19 protein-coding genes and 2 pseudogenes are annotated in these 18,396 nt (G+C 70.9%); 14 read left to right on the top strand and 7 right to left on the bottom strand.

Annotated elements, in window-relative coordinates:
* Positions 1–14: 14 nt before the first annotated feature.
* On the bottom strand, positions 15–878 hold the full coding sequence (locus tag ACZ434_RS27325; RefSeq protein ID WP_468460428.1) for a LysR family transcriptional regulator: 864 nt from the start codon (positions 876–878) through the stop codon (positions 15–17).
* Between the two features lie 155 nt (positions 879–1,033).
* On the opposite strand from ACZ434_RS27325, the gene ACZ434_RS27320 reads away from it, so the two are divergent.
* Positions 1,034–1,993, top strand: a complete 960-nt coding sequence (locus ACZ434_RS27320) for an NADP-dependent oxidoreductase (protein ID WP_468460348.1) — start codon at positions 1,034–1,036, stop codon at positions 1,991–1,993.
* A gap of 268 nt (positions 1,994–2,261) precedes the next feature.
* On the opposite strand, the gene ACZ434_RS27315 is transcribed toward ACZ434_RS27320, so the two are convergent.
* Complete coding sequence (locus tag ACZ434_RS27315) at positions 2,262–2,882, bottom strand: TetR family transcriptional regulator (protein WP_468460345.1); 621 nt, start codon at positions 2,880–2,882, stop codon at positions 2,262–2,264.
* Between the two features lie 176 nt (positions 2,883–3,058).
* Here ACZ434_RS27315 and ACZ434_RS27310 point away from each other — a divergent pair, with 176 nt between their 5' ends.
* Entirely contained in the window at positions 3,059–3,982 is a 924-nt protein-coding gene (locus tag ACZ434_RS27310) for an SDR family oxidoreductase (protein WP_468460343.1), read from the top strand.
* Positions 3,983–4,076: 94 nt separating this feature from the next.
* On the opposite strand, the gene ACZ434_RS27305 is transcribed toward ACZ434_RS27310, so the two are convergent.
* The 3 genes from ACZ434_RS27305 to ACZ434_RS27295 form a co-directional block, all read right to left on the bottom strand.
* On the bottom strand, positions 4,077–4,946 hold the full coding sequence (locus ACZ434_RS27305) for a hypothetical protein (protein ID WP_468460341.1): 870 nt from the start codon (positions 4,944–4,946) through the stop codon (positions 4,077–4,079).
* A gap of 335 nt (positions 4,947–5,281) precedes the next feature.
* The gene (locus tag ACZ434_RS27300) at positions 5,282–5,821 is read right to left on the bottom strand and encodes a GNAT family N-acetyltransferase (RefSeq protein WP_468460339.1); all 540 of its coding nucleotides are present in this window, start codon (positions 5,819–5,821) and stop codon (positions 5,282–5,284) included.
* Positions 5,818–7,104: an XRE family transcriptional regulator gene (locus ACZ434_RS27295; protein ID WP_468460337.1), complete on the bottom strand. Its 1,287-nt coding sequence runs from the start codon at positions 7,102–7,104 to the stop codon at positions 5,818–5,820. Before ACZ434_RS27295 ends, ACZ434_RS27300 begins: the two co-directional genes overlap by 4 nt.
* A 324-nt stretch (positions 7,105–7,428) precedes the next feature.
* Between ACZ434_RS27295 and ACZ434_RS27290 the strand changes: the two genes are divergently transcribed.
* The 9 genes and pseudogenes from ACZ434_RS27290 to ACZ434_RS27250 all read left to right on the top strand — a co-directional run bounded on the left by ACZ434_RS27290 (position 7,429) and on the right by ACZ434_RS27250 (position 13,366).
* Complete coding sequence (locus ACZ434_RS27290) at positions 7,429–7,848, top strand: ATP-binding protein (RefSeq protein WP_468460336.1); 420 nt, start codon at positions 7,429–7,431, stop codon at positions 7,846–7,848.
* Positions 7,849–7,907: 59 nt separating this feature from the next.
* The gene (locus ACZ434_RS27285) at positions 7,908–8,258 is read left to right on the top strand and encodes a DUF6415 family natural product biosynthesis protein (RefSeq protein WP_468460334.1); all 351 of its coding nucleotides are present in this window, start codon (positions 7,908–7,910) and stop codon (positions 8,256–8,258) included.
* A complete protein-coding gene (locus tag ACZ434_RS27280) occupies positions 8,255–8,956 on the top strand; it encodes a hypothetical protein (protein WP_468460332.1) in 702 nt (233 codons plus the stop codon). Before ACZ434_RS27285 ends, ACZ434_RS27280 begins: the two co-directional genes overlap by 4 nt.
* 254 nt (positions 8,957–9,210) lie before the next feature.
* Positions 9,211–9,507, top strand: a complete 297-nt coding sequence (gene tgmA / locus ACZ434_RS27275) for a putative ATP-grasp-modified RiPP (RefSeq protein ID WP_468460330.1) — start codon at positions 9,211–9,213, stop codon at positions 9,505–9,507.
* Entirely contained in the window at positions 9,507–10,472 is a 966-nt protein-coding gene (gene tgmB / locus ACZ434_RS27270) for an ATP-grasp ribosomal peptide maturase (protein WP_468460328.1), read from the top strand. The genes tgmA and tgmB overlap by 1 nt, the downstream gene beginning before the upstream one ends.
* Positions 10,472–11,605 (top strand): methyltransferase domain-containing protein, encoded by a 1,134-nt coding sequence (locus tag ACZ434_RS27265; RefSeq protein ID WP_468460326.1) that lies wholly within the window; start codon positions 10,472–10,474, stop codon positions 11,603–11,605. The genes tgmB and ACZ434_RS27265 overlap by 1 nt, the downstream gene beginning before the upstream one ends.
* Before the next feature lie 72 nt (positions 11,606–11,677).
* Positions 11,678–12,004, top strand: coding sequence for a DUF6087 family protein (locus ACZ434_RS27260; protein WP_468460324.1), 327 nt, complete (start codon positions 11,678–11,680; stop codon positions 12,002–12,004).
* A gap of 329 nt (positions 12,005–12,333) precedes the next feature.
* Positions 12,334–12,575: pseudogene (locus ACZ434_RS27255) on the top strand (metallophosphoesterase family protein); the annotation flags it as partial.
* A 329-nt stretch (positions 12,576–12,904) separates the two neighbouring features.
* Positions 12,905–13,366: a prevent-host-death family protein gene (locus tag ACZ434_RS27250; RefSeq protein ID WP_468460322.1), complete on the top strand. Its 462-nt coding sequence runs from the start codon at positions 12,905–12,907 to the stop codon at positions 13,364–13,366.
* A gap of 381 nt (positions 13,367–13,747) precedes the next feature.
* Here ACZ434_RS27250 and ACZ434_RS27245 read toward each other — a convergent pair.
* Positions 13,748–14,188, bottom strand: a pseudogene (locus ACZ434_RS27245) (Tn3 family transposase); the annotation flags it as partial.
* A 570-nt stretch (positions 14,189–14,758) separates the two neighbouring features.
* On the opposite strand from ACZ434_RS27245, the gene ACZ434_RS27240 reads away from it, so the two are divergent.
* Genes ACZ434_RS27240 through ACZ434_RS27230 form a run of 3 tightly spaced genes read left to right on the top strand, consistent with a single transcriptional unit; the run spans position 14,759 to position 16,727 of the window.
* On the top strand, positions 14,759–15,010 hold the full coding sequence (locus ACZ434_RS27240; RefSeq protein ID WP_468460320.1) for a hypothetical protein: 252 nt from the start codon (positions 14,759–14,761) through the stop codon (positions 15,008–15,010).
* A complete protein-coding gene (locus tag ACZ434_RS27235) occupies positions 15,010–15,888 on the top strand; it encodes a sigma-70 RNA polymerase sigma factor region 4 domain-containing protein (RefSeq protein ID WP_468460318.1) in 879 nt (292 codons plus the stop codon). The genes ACZ434_RS27240 and ACZ434_RS27235 overlap by 1 nt, the downstream gene beginning before the upstream one ends.
* Before the next feature lie 11 nt (positions 15,889–15,899).
* Positions 15,900–16,727 (top strand): DUF6207 family protein, encoded by an 828-nt coding sequence (locus ACZ434_RS27230; protein ID WP_468460316.1) that lies wholly within the window; start codon positions 15,900–15,902, stop codon positions 16,725–16,727.
* Positions 16,728–17,169: 442 nt separating this feature from the next.
* On the opposite strand, the gene ACZ434_RS27225 is transcribed toward ACZ434_RS27230, so the two are convergent.
* Entirely contained in the window at positions 17,170–18,333 is a 1,164-nt protein-coding gene (locus ACZ434_RS27225) for a nuclear transport factor 2 family protein (protein ID WP_468460314.1), read from the bottom strand.
* Between the last annotated feature and the right edge of the window lie 63 nt (positions 18,334–18,396).

The following is an 18,396-nucleotide window of genomic DNA, read 5'->3' as shown; positions in this document are numbered from 1 at the left end:
GTGGATCCGAGCGGTCACCGCGACGCTTCGGCAGCTGCGCTCATCCCCCGTGACCGGGCGACCGCTGCCGCCGCGCGGACCAGCGCGGCCACGCCGCGGCTGCGGGAGCGCTCCGGCCAGGCGATGACCAGCGTTGCGGGAGGGCAGTCCTCGACGGGCACGTAGGTTACCCCCGGCCGGGGATATCTGGCGGCGACGGATCTCGGGAGCACGGTCGTCGTCGTGCCGAGGCCGACGAGGGCGAGCAGTTGGGCGAGATCGTGTACGCCGTGCCCGTCGATGTCGTGCTCTGCCCGTTCGTCGACTTCGTCGGGGGCGATGCCGAGGTCGGCGAGCAGTACCCGGGCGGCGGACGTGAGGGCGTGGTCCGTGGGCAGCGCGGCGACACGGGGCTCCAGCGCGACGATGTCCGCGTCGATGCCGTCCGGGTCGTATGGCTCGAACATGAGTGCGGCGTCGGCCTCGCCGGTGCGCAGCAGCCGTGTGTGCTCGCGCCAGCCGCACAGGCGTACGGCGATGGGTTCGGCGCCGGGTTCGCCGGCCGCCGCGGTGAGGAGGTCCTCCAGCAGGCCCCCGTCGGCGTCCGCTTTGACGGCGAGCAGCAGGCTGCGGTTCGGCGCCGAGGCCCGCACGGTGCGGCGGACCGCCGCATCGAGTGCCTCGAGGGCGGGCCGCACCTGGGCCAGCAGTATCGCGCCGGGCTCGGTGAGCTCCACGACCCGGGTGGAGCGCTCGAAGAGGCGTACGCCGATCTCGGCTTCGAGGTTGCGGATCGCGCGCGACAGGGCGGGGCCGGCGATGCCGAGTCGGTCTGCGGCGCGAGTGAAGCTGCGTTCCTCCGCCACCGCGACGAAGTACCGCAACGACCGGGACTCCACTGCCATGAGCCTGATACTACGACCCGTTCGGCATCGCCATTGATGCCTTTTTGTTCATGGTCGGTTCCGGATCGGTCATTCTCCCGGGGTGGTCCTTCGCCGCACCCTGGTGCGGTCGCAGCGCGGACGGCCTGCGGTGGAAGGGAGAGGGAGCAATGCGAGGAATCGGCATCGAGCGCTTCGGGCAGGCCCCGGAGCTCAGGAACCTGCCCGTGCCCGAGCCCGGCCCCGGCCAGGTGCAGGTCGCGATCGAGGCGGCGGCGGTCAACCCGCTCGACAGGGCCATCGCCTCCGGCGCGCTGGCGGCGCTGGGGGAGTACCGGTTCCCCCTGACGCTCGGTATGGACGGCGCCGGAACCGTGACCGCGACCGGCGACGGCGTCACGCGGTTCCGCGTGGGGGAACGCGTCTTCGGGCAGTTCTGGGGCCAACCGCTGCAGTTCGGTACGTTCGCGGAGGTCTGCGTGGTACAGGCGGCACCCGCGTTCGGCGCGCTGGCCGCCGTACCCGACGAGTTGCCGAGCCACGTGGCTGCCGCGCTGCCGACGTCGGGCATGACCGCCCTCGGCGCCCTCGACCGCATGCAGGTCCCCGAGGGCGGAACACTCCTGGTCATCGGCGCGACAGGGGGCGTGGGCACCTTCGCGGTGCAAGCCGCCGCCGCCCGCGGGCTCAGGGTTGTCGCCACGGCGCCCGCCGAACTCGCCGAGCAGATGCGAGCACTCGGCGCCGGCGAGATCCTCACGCGAGGGACTGAGCCCCTGGATCAGGCGCTGCGCAGGATCGTTCCCCAGGGCGTCGACGCGATCCTCGATGCCGTCGGCGACCCATCCCTCACGAGCAGGGCGGCCGGCGTTGTGCGGGACGGCGGGGCCCTGCTCTCGACCGCCTTCGGCATCGGCGGCCACCTCCTCGCCGACGAGCGCATCCGAACCGCGAACTACCGCCTCGACCGCAAGCCCGAACGGCTCGCCGAACTCACCGAACTCGTCATGGCCGGCACCATCCGACCCGTCATCGGCACGGAAGCCTCCCTCGAGGAAACACCGCGCGCCCTCGCCGGCGACGCCGGCGTGACGGGGTTGCGCGGCAAGACGGTACTGCGGACGAACTGAACCCGGACCCGGCAACGAACAGGGGACTGCTCACCAGGAACTACAGCACCGACCGCCCTCCCCCCGGCCCACAGGCCACAGGTGCGGACAGGCCCCGCACCGAACACCGGACGGCCCGGCACCGACCGGAAGCCACAGCGCCGCGCGCGGCCCCGACCGAACGGGCCGCCAACTGGCATCGCCGGGCCGGCGGCTCACCCGGGAGCCGGTGGACCACCGCCGTCGACCAGATCCGGACCCGGCAGCTCTCACGGGCGCCCGCCGCCCTTCATGTCACTCCCTCATGGCCCGTGAAGTTCATGTCGTCGCTCGCGGCGACGTGTTCGGCGGGGGCGGTGAGGTGCCGGGCGGTGTCCAGGGTTTCCCGGATGTGCTGAGCGAGGGGGTGCCGGTCGGGGTCGTTGATCCAGCCTTCGAAGGCGACCTTGAAGGCGGCGATCCCGATTTCGGCGGCGAGTGCGGCGGTGGTGGTCTCCAGGCCGCGTTCGCGCAGCGTACGGGCGAGCATGGAGGCGAGGGCGGCGAGTTTGGCCAGTTCGCGTTCCTGGAGTTCGGGGTTGGCGGCGATGACGGCCTGGCGTTGCCGTGCCAGGTCCGCGCGTTCTTCGAGGACGGGGGCGACTTCGGTCAGGACGTGGGTGATCACCTCGAGCGGCGGGAGCGCGACGGGGGCGGTGGCCGTGGCGTTCGCGAGGGCGTCGGCGAGGGGGTTGGCGGCCGGGAAGAGGACTTCCCGTTTGTCGGTGAAGTGCCGGTAGAAGGTCCGTTCGGTGAGCCCGGCGCGGGTGGCGATCTCCGCGACGGTGGTGGCGTCGAAGCCCTGGTGGTTGTAGAGCTCCAGCGCCGCCTTCTCCAGGCGGCCGCGTGCGTCGGGTTTCCATCGGCTCATGCTCCGATCCTAACCGTCGATGACAGAGCCTGACATGACCGGGACGTCAGTCACGACGTAAGACGGATGTCAGTCACTGACGTAAGACTGATGTCAGTGACTGACATCGGTGTTACGGTGATGTCATCAACTGACATCACGGCGCCCGGGTGGGAGCCAGAGCAGGAAGGCGCACCATGCGCGTATTCGTCACCGGAGCCTCCGGACACGTCGGCTCCGCCGTCGTCCCCGAACTCCTCGAAGCGGGTCACCAGGTCGTCGGCCTGGCCCGCTCGGACAAGTCCGCCGCCGCGTTGGCGGCTGCCGGTGCCCAGGTGTACCGAGGCGACCTGGACCATCTCGACGGCATCGCCGCGGCCGCCGCCGCGGCCGACGGCGTCATCCATCTGGCCTTCAAGCACGACGCCATGTTCGCCGGCGACTTCGAGGGCGCGGTCGCAGCGGATCTGCGCGCCATCGAGGCGCTCGGGGACGCTCTGGCCGGCACCGGCAAGCCCCTGGTGGCCACGTCGGGAACCGCGCTGTTCGCCTCCGCGGGCCTCGAGGGCACCCTCACCGAAGCCGACGCGCTCGACGCCGGCCCGCGGATCGACGCCGAGAACGCGGTGGTCGCACTCGCGGGGCGCGGCGTCCGCTCATCCGTCGTCCGGCTCACTCCGACCGTGCACAGCACGCTCGACCACAACGGCTTCGTCCCGACCTTCATCTCCGTCGCCCGGTCGAAGGGCGTCTCCGCCTACGTCGGTGACGGGGCCAATCGCTGGCCCGCCGTGCACACGCTCGACGCGGCACGCCTGTACCGGCTGGCGCTGGAATCCGCGCCGGCGGGGTCACGGCTGCACGCCGTCGACGAGGAGGGGATCACCTTGCGCCAGATCGCCGAGGCCATCGGCCGCGGGCTGGACCGGCCCGTCGTCAGCATCCCGCCGACGCAGGCCGACGACCACTTCGGATTCCTCGGCGCCCAGGCCCAGGCCGACAACCCGTCCTCGAGCACGCTGACCCGCGACCTCCTCGGCTGGAAGCCCCTCCAGCCCGGCCTCATCGACGACCTCGCCCGGGGCCACTACTTCGACGCCGCGGCGACCACCACACACTGAGCCGAGCCCTCTCAAGCTCCCCGGTTCCGCCGCGCCGCATCCCGCCGACGGGGCGGAACCGGTCCACATGCCTCTGCCGGCGGGAACGTGGTGGTCAGCCGTTGACGGTGGGCTGTTCCCCGGTGCCGCAGAACTGCTCGAACAGCAGGGGGGTGCCGAGGGCGGTGGCGGTGAGTTTGCGGTGTGCCGATTCGAGGGTGCGTACGGCGGCCGGGAGTCCGGCGGGGGGTGCGGGTTGTCCGCTGCGGGGGCGGCCGGGTGAGGTGGTGATCCATAGTTCCTCGACGTTGCCGCCTTTGAGGACTTTCAGGTGTCCGGCGGTGAGTGCGGTGTGGGTGTTCTTCCAGCGGGTGAGGGCGCGCTGGGAGACGGTGTCGAGGGGGTACCAGTCGTGGTCGACGCGGGCGCGTGGCAGGGGGCGTTCGAGTTCGAGGTCGGCTCGTCGCATGGGGTGGAGGGTGCTTATTCCGTGTCCGGTGCAGACGGCGAGGGCGATGAGGGCGACGGTGCGTTCCCAGGTGGCCTGGTGCATGCCGGCGGGGTGGTGTCCGCAGAGCAGCTGGAGGGTGCGGTGGGCTTCGGTGGGGGTGAGCCGGTGGGCGAACTGTGCTGTGGGCGGTTGCAGCTCGAGGGGGTGGCCGCAGTAGCGGGAGAAGGTGTTGAGCGAGCTGGTGCGTGCGGCCATGGAGTTGGCGGAGGCCCGGGTGGTGGGGCCTTCGAGGCCGGGCCGGCGCCGGGTGAGGCCGCGTTGGGCGGCGGCGAGCCAGGCCAGCGCGTTGTCCTCGTCGAGGAGTTCCCCGGTGGTCACGGCGTCCGCGGCTTTGTCGTCCTGCGCGGCGACCCAGGCGGTGTACTCCTCGAGGAAGGCTCGGCGCTGGCGCCGGGTGGCGTCGGTGCGCAGCGTCTCCAGGAAGGACTCGACGGCGGTGCGGGCGCGGCGGGGGACAGGGGTCGGCTTCGGCAACGTCTCCTCCTCGGCGGTTCTCGGCACGGCGCCCGGCGCCTGCGGCCTTCCGGCCCCGAAGTATGCGCTGAGTCCGTCCACTCTGTCATTGAATAACAGCAAGTAGCTGAAGACCAGCACGAGATCCGTCCTCCAACCAGCCCATCGTTTCGGCTCGTGTCGAACCGAGTCGTACGTGCCGGTCCGGTACGCACAATGCGTCCCTCCGGCCATCCGGACACGTACGTTCCTGCCTCCGCCGACCCTGTTGCCGTTGTCCCCAGCTCCTTGCTGTTATTGAGATAACATCGGCCCCGCCTCTTCCAGGCCTCTCCCGAGGCCCGCCACGCCCAGGGTCAGCGAGTAGCGCGGATCATCACGGTGAGCACCGGGGAGGCGGGGGACGGCTGGCTCTGCCCGATGTCCTCGTATCCCCACGACCGGTAGAGCGCGTGAACCTTCCCATCCCCGGCCGCCGGGTTGACCATGAGCGTCACGTACGGCTCGTCACGGGCCGCGAGGAACGCATCGTGCAGCGCCTTGGCCGTGCCGGTCTTTCTCCACGCCGGACGCACGCCGATTTCCTTGAGCGCGACGGCCGTCTGACCGGTGTACTCCAGTGACGGCTCCGGGGCGGTGCGCTGCCAGTATCGGTCACCGTGCTCGATGCGGTTGCCGTAGACGTAGCCGACCGGGGCCCCCTCCGCGTACGCCAGGACGGCCGCGAAACCGGGCTCGGTGCTGTGCCGGTCCAGCCGCTCCCCGAACGCCGTAACCGCGTAGTTCGGCAGGTGGAGCAGCGGGGCGCGGACCTCAGCGTAGGTGTCGAGGATGTCGCCGCGTATCGGGTCCAGGTCGGTGTGCGTACGGAGTTCGGTCGTCGGTGCGCTGGTCATGCGGCGGCCCTCCGGGCGTCGCGGGTGTGCTCAGCCCAGGCTTGCGCAGTGTTGCTCTTCGGTGCCTTTGCGCGAAGGGCTGCGCTGAACTCCTGCAGCATGCGGGACACCCGGGCGTGCTGGGTAGCGGCGTCGGCGGGGACCTTCATCGCGGTGGCGGTCGCGGCTTCCAGGTCGTCCTGGGCGAGCTGGGCGTGCGCGAGGCGCGTCATGGTAATCGCCTGGGAGCGGCGCATGTGCGGGCGCAGGCCTGCCAAGCAGCGGTGCGCGTGGAACTCGGCAGTCGGGTAGTCACCCAGCGCCAAGTGGGCAGACAGGGCGAGCGAGTGGAGTTCCGCCTGATCATAGAAGGCGAGCAGCCACACCGGCCGATAGTCGTCGGGGTTGGCGCGCTGTATCGCTTCATGCGCCTGGTCGAACGTGCGGCGGGTGCCGGTGCGGTCCTGGGCTGCGCCGTGGATGGCTGCCTGCCGGGCGAGGCCAAGGGAGGCGAACATCGGGTCGCGGCGCGTGATGTGGAGGTTGCGCGCCACGTCGTTGGCGGCGAAGGCATCGGCGGGGCGGCCCATGTGCCGGTACACGGCGCCGGCGTGGCTCCAGATACGGAACTTGATGGCCTGGTCGCCGGACATCTCCGCGAGGGCCTGCGCCTCGCGCATATGCATCTTCGCGTCGGTGTAGCGGCGGCCGTCGATCGCGGCCCACATGGCGGAGGAGCGGAAGGATGCCGCGCACGCGTACAGGTTGTTGCGGACCCGCTGGGTGGCGCTGCCAGCGTTCTGCAGGTTCAGTGCCTCGTCGGCGAGTGCGGCGGCACGCTGCTCGATGCCGCGCTGCCCGCCGTGGCGGTGGTCGCTGGCGATGATCTCGGCGAAACGCTGCTGTAGACGGTCGACGTCGGTCATGCCGATGCGGCGGGGGGCAGTGGTGCCGGGGGCCGCTGCTGCTGCGGCGGCTGCAGCAGCAAGGCCGCCTACGAGGGTGCGGCGCTTCATGTCGGGGTCCTCCTGCGGTGCGGCGGGGTTGGCCGAAGTCCGGCCCCGTGGCAAGAACCCTAATTCGCTGGCGGGTAAGCCGGTGACATCCTCAAGAGCCTTGCGGGTGGCCGATTTAGGCCACCTGATGCGGCCTGCTTTCCAGGCACGGATAGATGAGCCGTCGAGCCCGCCGGGCCGTCCGGTCAGTCGCTCAAGGGCCCTGTTCACCGCCTCCGCCAGGCTGTTGGAGCTGTGCCCGTGTTCGGCCATCCACGCCTCAAGAGCCTCATTGCGAGTGGCGTTCATGCACGCACGGTAGCCCTTCACGCGCCGACCGTCATGCAAAGCGCGGGTCAAATCACCCTAGGGGGATCCGCCGGATCGGCACCTGATCGTCCTAACCAGCACCTCGCGCACAGGAGTTCTCTGGTTACCGGCCACCCGCCACCCGTGACGGTGGGCCGCCGTCGGCCTTTGCCCGCGGCCCGTCTCCCAGCGGGCAGAAGCAAGGGCGCCGAACCGAGCGCGAGGCAAACGATAATGACGACTGGGCACCTCCCCGCGACTGAGGCGGGGCACCCACACCGCGGCTGCAGCCGGCCCGAACGTCTGCACCGGGCCGACGACCGGGTGAGCGTAAGCTTCGAGGTCTGCCCGCCCGCCGCCGGGGACGAGATTCCCGAACGGGACGCGCGCCGCGTGCGGATGGCCCGGAAGCTGACCGCGGCCCGGCTGCGGTTCTGCGGCCTGGAGACGCTGGTCGACGACGCCACCCTGATCGTCTCCGAGCTGGTCACCAACGCCATCCAGCACGGGGCCGGCGCACAAGTCACCTTCACCATGACGGTCAGAGACGGCTTCCTGCGGCTGGCCGTGCACGACGAGACCCCCGGTCGGCCGGTCGTCCGCCACGCCGCCGACGACACCGAGCGCGGCCGCGGCCTGTTCCTCGTCAACTGCCTCGCTTCCGCCCACGGAGGCTCCTGGGGAACTAGCGACGACGGAGCCACCACCTGGTGCTGCCTCGCGGTTTCCGGCGGCCAGCCGTGACGGCCCCCAGCACCGCCGACACCGTACGGCCGTGGACGCCGCCCTTATCCCTCGGGGAATTGGCCACCGTCTTAGACAGGCTCCGCGGCTGGACCGTGTTCGACGGCGTCGCCCTCCTCGACGACGTCGCCGTGGTCCTGGACGACGTCCCCCCGGCCGAGGAGAACACCGAAGAACTCGCCGAACGGCTCCGCGGACACCTCATGCGGCTGGTCACCATCGCCATCGCCGCCAAAGCCGAAGAGGACACTGCCGCGGCGCACCTTATCGAGCGGGCCCGCACGCTGCGCGACGAAGACCTCCCCGGCGGCCACTGGAAGGCCGTAGCGCACCTGCGCCGGCTGGGCTGGACCGCCAACGAACTCCACGACCGGCTCGCCGCGATCCGCTGCCTGAAGGAGGCGGCATGACGCCCGCCCGTACCGCCCCGTCCCGTTCGAGAGAGAACTCCGTGCGCCGCGAACCGCCCTTGGTCCCGTTCGTCATCCAGCGCGAGGGGGAGGAGGCCGCCCCCGACAATCTGCTGCTGACCTCGTTCCGGCCGGGCCGCTACCGGCTGCGCTACGCCGACGAGGATCCCCGGGACCGGGACCTGCGGAGCGTGCTGTGGGCCCGCTGCGCCTTCGGCGAGGTCGACGACCTCGGACGGCCGACGGGCCGGCCGCAGTGGCGGATGATGCACCCCCTGCGGCAGCGGGGCACGATGCAGAACCTGCGCTGCCAGGTCTGCGCCGAACGCGCGCGGACTCCTCTCGGGTTCATCTTCCTTGCCGGCCCGAACACCGTGGACCCCGACGACCCGATGGTCCTCACGAACCAGCCGCCCGTGTGCCCGAGGCACGTGCGTACGGCCGCCGAACTGTGCCCGCACCTCACCCCCGACCCGATGGTGTTCGTCGCGCAGAGCGCGCCCATGTACGGGGTGAACGGCGTCGGCTACGGCTACGGCGACCAGGGCCTACAGGTTGTACACCGGCCCGCCGGACCGATCCCCTACGGCCACGAGCTCCTTCCCACCGTCCTCGCCTCTCAGATGGTGCGCCGTCTCAGTTCCTTCCGGCTCTTGGGCCTGAGCCAACTGCTGTGGGAGCTGGAGCGCGCCACGTAGACCCCTGTTCGGCGGCCCGGATGTCCCCCGGCCGGGCCGTCGGGCAGGCACAACTCCCGGCGCGGGGACGACCTGCCCGATCCGTGTTCCCCCCACGGAACAATCACCGCCCCGCGCCGGGCCCAGACGCGCCGGTCGGCCACACCGAAGGACAGGCGGCCGGCGTCGGGCGGGCCCGCCGGAGTCCCCCGACTCCACCTCTGCACCGGGCCTGCCCACCCCATCGCACACACGAAACGAAGGGAAGTAGGACTGTGACGACAGCACCGGAGCGCGAGGCGTTCCCCCTCACCCTGCCCGGAGGCCGCACCCCCTACAGCGACGAGGCCCCATCGGCTCCGGCCACCAGGCCGTGGGCGCTGCGGTTCGCGCGCACGCCTGATTCCACCGGTGCCGCCCGAATCCCGGCGCACGTCTACGACCACGACCGACAGGTCAACATCTCCGACGACGGCGGCCTGCTGACCTGCATGGCGAACACGCACTCGCCGACCGTCCCGGACGGCAACGTGAAGAACCCGCCGCCGCTGGATGAGGGGGCGAAGGACTGATGCCCTCGCCCGTCCTGATCATCGCCGCTTCCGACGACTGGCCCACGGACCGGATCGTCGTGGAGCTGGAGCGCCGCGGAGTGGAGGTGTTCCGCATGGACACCACCGACTTCCCGCAGCGGCTCGCCCTGGCCGGACGGATCGACCAGGCAAGCGCGTGGACGGGCGAACTTGCCACCGAGCACCGGACGGTGGAACTGTCCCGGGTCGGCGCGGTGTACTACCGCGCCCCCGGGGCGTTCCGCTTCCCCGAGGGGATGTCCGGCCCGGAGGAGAGGTTCGCTTCCGCTCAGGCCCGCGCCGGCCTGGGCGGGGTGCTGTCCGCACTGGAATGCCGCTGGGTCAACCACCCCACCGCCATGGCGCGCGCCGAGTTCAAGCCGGTGCAGCTCGCTGCCGCCCGCGCATGCGGCCTCCGCGTCCCGCCCACCCTGGTCACCAACCGGCCGCAGGACGTGATCGCGTTCGCCACGGAGATCGGCAGGCCGATCGTGTGCAAGCCGGTCGCCTCCCCCGTGCTGATCGAATACGGCCGGCTCAAAGCCGTGTATACACAGCGTCTGACCCTGCCCGAGCTGGAAGATCTGCGCGGGATCGACACCACCGCGCACCTGTTCCAGGAATGGGTGAGCAAGGACCACGAGGTGCGGCTGACGGTGGTCGGGGAGCGCATGTTCGCCGCCGCGATCCACGCCGGCAGTGAAGCCTCGTACGAGGACTGGCGCAGCGACTACGGAGCACTGTCGTACACCACGACGACCGTCCCTGACGACGTCGCTGCGGGTGTGCGGCGCCTGATGGAGCGGCTGCAACTTCGCTACGGCGCGGCAGACTTCATCGTGGGCCCCGGGGGAGAGTGGACGTTCCTCGAGGTCAATCCGTGTGGCCAGTGGGATTGGATCCAGGGCGCGACCGGCCTGCCGATCGCCGAGGCAATTGTTGACGACCTGCAAGGAGTCACCTGATGGACTGGAAGCCGCACGCGGCAGCGCTGGCGGCCCGGGTCACCTATCCGGGATCGAACTGGTGGGCGCCGGTCAAGGAGACGCCCCGGCATCTGCTGGTGGAACGCTGGTACACGTCCAGCCCAGAGGGGTGGATCGTTGCCGATGGGCCGTCCGATGAGTCGGCGTGGGCTGCGGCCGCGTACGCGGACACCACGCTGGTCACCCGCATTGGTGCGGTACACGCCGACCATGCGCGCCCGTACCCGCCGGTCACCGGGCATCCGACCTCGTCCTCCACCCTGCCCAGCCTGGTCGTGACGATGCTCGAACACGGCCGCCTCACCCCGGGCGTGCGGCTGCTGGACGTGGCCACCGGCTCCGGATACAGCGCCGCTCTGGCCTGCCAACGCCTCGGCGACGACCTGGTGACGACACTGGATGTCGACCCCTACCTCACCGAAGCGGCCGCGCAGCGCCTCGACCGTATAGGCCGGCATCCCACCGTCGTCACCGCCGACGCCGGAGGCGAGGAGCTGCCGGGCGTATTCGACCGGATCGTGTCCATGGTGTCGATGCCCCGCATTCCCGCCTCGTGGCTGGCCGCCCTCGCCCCGGGCGGGCGTCTGGTCACCACCCTTGCCGGTACCGGTCTGATCGTCACAGCGGACAAGACCGAAGACGGCGGCGCCACAGGACGCGTGGAGTGGGACCGCGGGGCGTTCATGACCACCCGGACCGGCGACGACTACCCGCCCGCCCTCAACGACGTGTTCACCACCGCCAACCACACCGAAGGAGAGGTGTCCGTCTCCTCGTTCCCCGTGCTGGACGTCATGCAGGCATGGGAAGTGTGGTCGATGCTCTCCCTGACCGTGCCCGGCATCGAGCACCGCAACGGCACCGCGGACGACGGCAGCCGCATCACCTGGATGCTGCACTCCGATGGTTCATGGGCCCGAGCCCACACCGCGCGCGGCGAGCACACCACGACCGTCTACCAAGGCGGCCCGCGCCGCCTGTACGACGTTCTGGAAGAGATCCGGTGGCGGTGGCTCGAGCACGGCGAACTCCCCGTGTACGGCGCCCAGGTCACCATCACCCCCGACGGGAGGACAACCCTGTCCCGTGGTGGCTGGTCGGCGACGCTGTGACCCGCACATGGTCCCGGTGACCGGGGACGACGCGGCAGACTGGACGAGAACCGGCAACGGAGGGAGCACCCCGTGGAAGACGAACCCCTCGAAGAGTGGGCAGCACGCCGTGAGGAGCGCCGCCCCAGGCCCGGGGAACGTCAGGCGGTCCCTCTCGGTGAACAGCCGCAGGGGGCTCACGTCGAGCCTGACACGCCGCGCGGCATCCAGGAGTGGGACGGGCACCAGTGGGCTCCCGCCGGCGTTGCCGAGGATCGCGCGGCCGCCGCGGACGAGACGAGCGGAGAGGACGCGGTGAACAGAGCCGAACGGGTCCGGCTGCCCCAGTTCGGCAAGCTGCCTCCGATGCCTGAACCGTTTCGGCCGACGGTGCCATGGCATCGTCCTGACCCCTCCTGAACCACCCAACGGCTGCGCCCCCGAGCCCTCTCGGCCCGGGGGCGCAGCCGTTGGGGTGTAACAGAACACGGCCGTTGACGTTCCGGGGGTGAAGGGGGTTGCGCTTTATGTCAACCCCGCAGTGATCCGGAGGAACGGTGACGACAGCGACAGCCCCCCTCTCGCCCGAGACCGGCCGCTCTCATCTGCAGGAGAGCCTGTTCGCCTGGCTCGACCCCGAGCCGGCCCCCACACCAGCCACCAGCCCGGCCCCCGAGCCGGTCGCGTCCGCTCCCGCGGCCGTGACCGAGACGAAGACGCTCGAGGAGTCCGACCCCGAAGGACCCCCGGTTCCGCCCGGCAGCATCGGCATGCCCTACGGACGAACCGGAGCACACTGGGCCCTCCTGGGCCCGGGCGTCGAACTCCGCACCACGCACTTCGACCTCCAGGCCGCAGCCACCCAGCTCAGCCAGGTCTCGTCCTACCCGACATCGCCGAATGGGCCGACTACTTCCTACACGCTCGCGCTACCGACGCCGACGCCCTCGCAGCCTTCGCCCCACGGGACGGACGCGACCGCAGCCCGTGACCCTCGCTCCCCTCCACAGCACAGGGAAGCCGAACACCGACTACACGATCAACGACGCCTACCAATCTCGACCCCCAGGCCCGTAGGGTCTGCCCCGCGCACGGCGGCAGCCCGCACCGTCGGCCGCAACTCCGCAGTCGGCTGTGCTTTGCGCACGCCTACCCCACCCTTCACCTCGTCCGTTCGGTCGTCCCCGCAGCCCAGGCCGGGCGGGGACGACCGAACGAGGACGAAAGGGCAGACCCGGAGGCACGCTCAATCCCGCCATCGGGCTCAGGATCAGCCCCGTCCAGTTGACTTCGGAACATGTTCCGAAGCAAGGTCAGGTCGTGTTCACACCTACGGTCGCCTTCTCCGAGCTCTCGAAGAACTCGAAACGCGTCGCCGAAACGCTCGACCGGACTCACCGCGTGCACGTCACGCGTCGGGACGGAGAGGATCTCTACCTCACCACCGCCCGCCACGACCAACAACGCGAGGAAACGGCGGACATCACCGCCCGACTCCTCTCCGCCCTCGTGCGCAGTGATGCCGGTGAGCGAGCCATACTGCGCGCACTGCCATCGGTCTTCCCGTGGGTCCGTCACCTGTCCGCGGAAGAGTCGAAGGAGTTCGTGGCCGACCTCATCGACGCCACGCATGACGCGGCCCAGCTGGACGTGCACGGCAACCTCCACCGTCTCGTCGTCGAATGGCGCGCGACGGCCCGCATCCTCGCCGATCCCGAACTCACCGCACAGCTCACCCGCCGGCTGCCGGACGAGGACCACGGCGAGGTGACAGCGCCGTGACCCCGAAGCGCGGTGACAATGTCGCTCCGCCGTCCGTGAGCGGTGAGTGGCGCCTGCGATTCGCGACGAACGAGGCAGCGAAAGGGTGGGGCGGGCTGGGCGCGGAGGCTCCAGGAAAACGCACGCCGCTGTTTCGAGGCTCTGCGCCGAGACCCGCTGCCCCGGGCGGATCCGGACCGCCAGCACCCGCTGCGCGGCCGTCTGGCCACGGGCAGCCACGGCGGCCGGGAGTACCCCCAGTGGGAGTACGAGGTGACAGCGGGCGGCCGCGTTCGCCATCTCGTCGACGAGGCACGCCGCACTGTCCTTTTCGTGTACGCGTCCACCCGCCACCCGAAGAACACCGATTGACATCCTCACTCCCTCGTACACGGGGTGCCGTTAACGAGCAGCGAACCAGGTGACAAGTAACCCACCAGTAGCTTTCGGATTGAAGATCGGCCCCCTCGCCGGGACGTGGTGAGGGGGCCGAGTGGCGTGCGCCGGCACCCAGGCCGCGGCTGGCTCCGGTTCCGGCTCGGGGTCGGCGGGGGTGGGGACCGCGAGCCGGAGACGGCTGCCCATGTTCAGCCGCACCTCCCCGTAGGGCTGGACGTGCATCCAGAACAGCGGGGTCAGGGCCCGCTTGTCCTCGTCGGTGAGGACGTCGGCCCACTCGGGGTCGGCGAGCATGTCCTGGATCATCAGGGTGTTCACGAAGACGAGCGCCGTTTGCAGGAGATGGAGCGCGAGAACGGACAGTTCTTGCTGGTCACGGCGGTTGCTGCTGAGCTCGCCGCTCTTGCCGAAGAAGATGACGTCGTTGGCTCCGTTCCAGCCCTCGACGACGTTGGACGGGCCGTCCATGCGGTGGTTGGCGCCGTTCATGATGAACCGGGTGCCCGTCCCCAGCGCGCAGTACTTGCCGATGACAAGCCGCTCGGGGCCGTAGTGGTACAGGACGTTGCGCGGTCGGTACCGCCGCGCGCAGTTGGATCCCGCAGCCGTCGACGAGGTCGGCGTGTACGCATCCCGCCACCGGGCCCGACCACGCGGGGCCGGGCTCACGGGTGGTGGGTCGTGCGGCCCCCTCTTTCGTTCTTCAGCACAGGGGGCCGCACGTGGTGCGGCGTCGAGTGGCGCCTTGGAGCATCCATGATGAGGGATCCCCTGCAATTGCAGAGCAGAAGTGCCGTTTTTCTCCTCAAAGGGATGAACCGTGCGCTACGGGGGCCGCGAGGCGGGTGGCGGGACGTAGCGGAAGGTGGCGGATCTTCTTATTGTTCCGTAATCCCATGATCACATAGCGTCGGAAGGCTGTGTGCGGTCATTCTGGCGGTCCTTCCTGATGGCGCTTCAGCGCCGCCTGAAGGAAGGCCAGTTGAAACTGTTCGCTCACAGAAACCGAGTGCGATGTCGAGGTCGAGCAAGAAGGTGGTGGCCGCTGTCGTCCTGGCGGCGGCCCTTACGTGGAGCACGGTGATGACCGTGCTGGGACACGCAGCCGCCGCGGCGGTCCTGCTGCCCTCCCTGGGCCTGCTCGTGCAGCAGGTCGTCCAGGCGCTCACGGCGTCCGACGGACGCCCCCGTCCCGCGGACGCCACACCGTCCTCCACCGACGGCCCGACCGGGCGGCTGCGGGACGGTCAGGAGGCGCCGCGGTGATGCCGTCGTCCGATGCCGCCCAGCCCCCACCACACAGCGTCAGACGGGGCCGCCCGCCGGCCCCCATCTCCCCGAGCGCGGGCGCACTGCACCGCGCCTGGCTCGAACCCGTCCGCAACGTGCTCTTCACCAGTGGCATGACCCTGGACGACCTCGTCGACCGGTCCGGCTACTCCAAGACCCGGATCAGCGAACTCCTGCGCGGAAACGGCTACTACCCCGCCTGGGAGATCACCTTCAGCGTGATCCGCGCCCTGGACATACCCACGGCGCCCATGTGCCGACTGTGGAGAGCCGCCGCCCGCGAAGCCCACAAGGGCCCGGAGTGGATCCGCCAGTGCATCGAACAGGTCGCCCACGAGGCCGAAGGGCCCCCGCTGCCCTACCAGGCGTTCACCGACACCATGTACCGCCCCTACCTGGAATACGCCTCCGCCTTCCTCCTGACCGACCGGCGGGCCCGGGGAGTCGTCGCGGAAGCCAACGACATCCTGTGGCTCTCCTGGAACGAAGCCACCGCCAGCGCGAACCTCAACCGCTACGCCTGGCTCCTGCTGCGCTCCCGGGTCATGCTCCGCGCCCCCCGCCACGAAGGACACCCCGATCTGCGCGCCGCCGTCTTCTCCACCCGCGAGATCCGCACCAGCCAGGACCCCGGGCACCTGATCGCCCTGTCCGAACTGATCGATCTCTTCGACGCCATCAGCCGCCTGCCCGACGACCAGATGGACGTCGCCGTCCTGCACTACCTGTGCGGCATCCCCGACCAGCGCATCCCCCATGTCCTCGGCCTGAGTCCCGCCATCGCCCACGCCGTCGACCACCACGCCCGCGCCACCGTAGAGGCCCTCCTCGACGCCCCCAACACCCGGGAGTGACCCCGCCCGTCATGTCTGCCATCGACCAGCTCCTCGCCCGAGCCCGCCTGCACCACCACCCCGACGTCCCCGACGACGCCGTCCCCCACGACGACGGCACCTGCCCCGACCACCTCCCGGCCGCCCCCCTGCCCACCTGCTCCGACCACACCGACCCGGCCGCGGCCCGGCAACTCCACACGCTGTGCGAAACCGCCGTCACCGCCGTCACCCCCGACGTGCTGGCCTTCCTCACCGACCAGATCCCCGACCACCACAGCGCCTGGCTCCTGGGCTGCGCCCTCCACCTCGCGGGCATCGAGGACGGCGCCCGCTTCTGGTGGCAGTACGCCGCCGGCGACGGCCACCCCCCGGCCTGCTACACCCTCTCCCTGCACCACCGTGTCCGCGGCGAACAGCACGCCGCCGCCTTCTACGCCCAGCAGACCGGCCTCGACCTCACCCCCGAGGCCGGGGCATCGGAAACCCTCACCGTCGCCGGCACATGCCCGCCCACGGACATCCGCTTCGACGCCGGAGTCTCCACCGTGCTCCGCATCCTCAGCGAACTCGCGGCCCCGGGCTACCGCCGCCGGCCCCACCGCATCGTCGCCCTGACCAACTACGTCGCCGACGCCGTCACCCCCCACTACAACCGCCACCCGAACATCGAACTGCCCGTCCCCGAGCCCCGGTTCGCCGACAGGATCGACTTCCTCCTCAACACCCCACCGTGGAAGGCCCGCACCCGCACCCCCCGCGCCACCGCGCCCGCGCTGCCCGTCCGCACAGACCAGGACCGGACCGGCAGCCCCCGGGCACAGCCGCCCTGCGCACACCGAGGCGCCGCCACGTCCTGACCCGGGCCCCGGCCGGGAGGCAGCGGGACGACAGAACGGGAACTGTCCGACGGCGACGGCGACGGCCGGTCCGGCGAACTCCGGCATGTCGCGGGACCTCTCGCGAGGAACAGCAGGTTCGGCTGGCGCTTGTCGACGGGCAGGGTGCTCAGGAATCCCAGCACGGCCGGGTCGGACGCCACCGCGGGGGCCAGTGCCTCGTGGGCGGGGGAGTATCCCGCCGTCTCGTGCTCGGCGAAGCGGCGATAGTTCTCCGCGGTCGTCACCTGGTCGTCCAAGCCCGCCATCGCCACGGCGTGATCATACGGGCCGGTCCGGAGCTCCCGGGGAGATGCGCGGGCGGCCGTAACCACGGGAAGCCGCGCTCCAGAAGCCCTCGCCACCACGCACCGCGCGTGACCCGCCGGTGGCCCTCCAGCGCACCGGCCCGCTCGCCGCTCTCTCAGGAATGCCGGTGATACGCCTTGTTGGCGATGCGCCAGCTGCCGTCGACGCGGGTCAGCAGGAAGACGTCGGTGAAGACGTCCGTGCCGTGCCGGAGCGTCATGGTGGCGGTCGCGACGGTGCCGTGGACGTCGATGACGTCGATGCGGCGGGAACGGGTCGGTTCGTCCGGGGCGGGCCGACCCGGGAAGAGGGCGCAGTACTCGTCCAGGGGCCAGGAGACGAACGCACCGTCCCGGATTCCCTCGATGTGGGCGGTGGGCAGGAACGCGTCGAGGAAGTGGGTGGGGTCGCCGGTGGCGTGTCCGCGCATGTAGGCGCGGAGCGGTTCGAGCACGGCGTCCTCCACGGCGGGGACCGTCGCGGCGGCGGCGATGTCGGCCTCGGGGTCGGGGTCGGCGGGGGTGCCGGTCAGGTCGGCCGCGCTGCGCGAGGGGGTGTGCGACGCGGCGGCCAGCAGCGCCATGTCCTTGGCCAGCGCTCCGATGGTGAATTCTGCTGTGCCGGCGGCCGGCCGGTCGGTGAGGAGGGGTCGCTTACGGGTCACCAGCCCGCCGAGCTGGCCGAGTTCGAGGACGTCCAGCGTCTGCGTACGGGGCAGGCCGAGGGCGTCGGCCTGCCGCAGTGAGTCACGCAGCGCGAGGACGGCGCCGGCGAGGCTGTTGTTGGCGATCAGCTTGAGCGCGGCGGCGGTGGAGGCGTCGTCCGTGCGCCGGACGGTGCCCAGCGTCTCCAGAACCGGCCGGACCCGTTCGAGCGCGTCCTGGTCGGCGGCGGCGAGAAGGTGCAGGGCGCCGGCGGCGGCGGCCGGCACCGACCCGAGCACGGGCGCGTGGACGTAGGACGGACCGAGTTGCCGGGCCAGCTCCGACGCTTCGGCGGGGGCGACGGTGCTGGTGTTGAGCACGATCGTGTCCGTTCGCAGCGATGCGCGCACGTCGTCGAGGACCTGCCGGCACGCCGGCCCGTCGAACAGTGCCAGGAGTACGACGCCGGCCTGCGCGACGGCCTCGTTCGGGTCGCCGGTCGTCCTGACCGGACCTGGGGTCCGCCCCGAGCGTGTCCAGCCGACGACGTCCCAGTCGCGGGCGGCCAGTCGTGTCGCGATCGCGCCGCCCATGCGCCCCAGACCGAGGACGGCGATCGTGTGCGGTGTGGTCATGCACCCCACACTGGTGCCACCTCGACGGATGCGACAAGCGCAGACTTCGCACCCCTGCCCTGC

It is taken from the genome of Streptomyces sp. NPDC030893, from assembly GCF_055571535.1.
This window is presented reverse-complemented; position numbering and strand designations above follow the sequence as displayed.

What these genes read in the sequence shown, in the direction of transcription:
- ACZ434_RS27265 (WP_468460326.1), top strand. Translation starts at nt 10,472, where the DNA reads ATGGACTGGAAGCCGCACGCGGCAGCGCTGGCGGCCCGGGTCACCTAT.
- ACZ434_RS27310 (WP_468460343.1), top strand. Translation starts at nt 3,059, where the DNA reads ATGCGCGTATTCGTCACCGGAGCCTCCGGACACGTCGGCTCCGCCGTC.
- ACZ434_RS27280 (WP_468460332.1), top strand. Translation starts at nt 8,255, where the DNA reads ATGACGCCCGCCCGTACCGCCCCGTCCCGTTCGAGAGAGAACTCCGTG.
- ACZ434_RS27230 (WP_468460316.1), top strand. Translation starts at nt 15,900, where the DNA reads ATGTCTGCCATCGACCAGCTCCTCGCCCGAGCCCGCCTGCACCACCAC.
- ACZ434_RS27295 (WP_468460337.1), bottom strand. Translation starts at nt 7,104, where the DNA reads ATGAACGCCACTCGCAATGAGGCTCTTGAGGCGTGGATGGCCGAACAC.
- ACZ434_RS27235 (WP_468460318.1), top strand. Translation starts at nt 15,010, where the DNA reads ATGCCGTCGTCCGATGCCGCCCAGCCCCCACCACACAGCGTCAGACGG.
- ACZ434_RS27320 (WP_468460348.1), top strand. Translation starts at nt 1,034, where the DNA reads ATGCGAGGAATCGGCATCGAGCGCTTCGGGCAGGCCCCGGAGCTCAGG.
- ACZ434_RS27225 (WP_468460314.1), bottom strand. Translation starts at nt 18,333, where the DNA reads ATGACCACACCGCACACGATCGCCGTCCTCGGTCTGGGGCGCATGGGC.
- ACZ434_RS27240 (WP_468460320.1), top strand. Translation starts at nt 14,759, where the DNA reads ATGTCGAGGTCGAGCAAGAAGGTGGTGGCCGCTGTCGTCCTGGCGGCG.
- ACZ434_RS27300 (WP_468460339.1), bottom strand. Translation starts at nt 5,821, where the DNA reads ATGACCAGCGCACCGACGACCGAACTCCGTACGCACACCGACCTGGAC.
- tgmB (WP_468460328.1), top strand. Translation starts at nt 9,507, where the DNA reads ATGCCCTCGCCCGTCCTGATCATCGCCGCTTCCGACGACTGGCCCACG.
- ACZ434_RS27315 (WP_468460345.1), bottom strand. Translation starts at nt 2,882, where the DNA reads ATGAGCCGATGGAAACCCGACGCACGCGGCCGCCTGGAGAAGGCGGCG.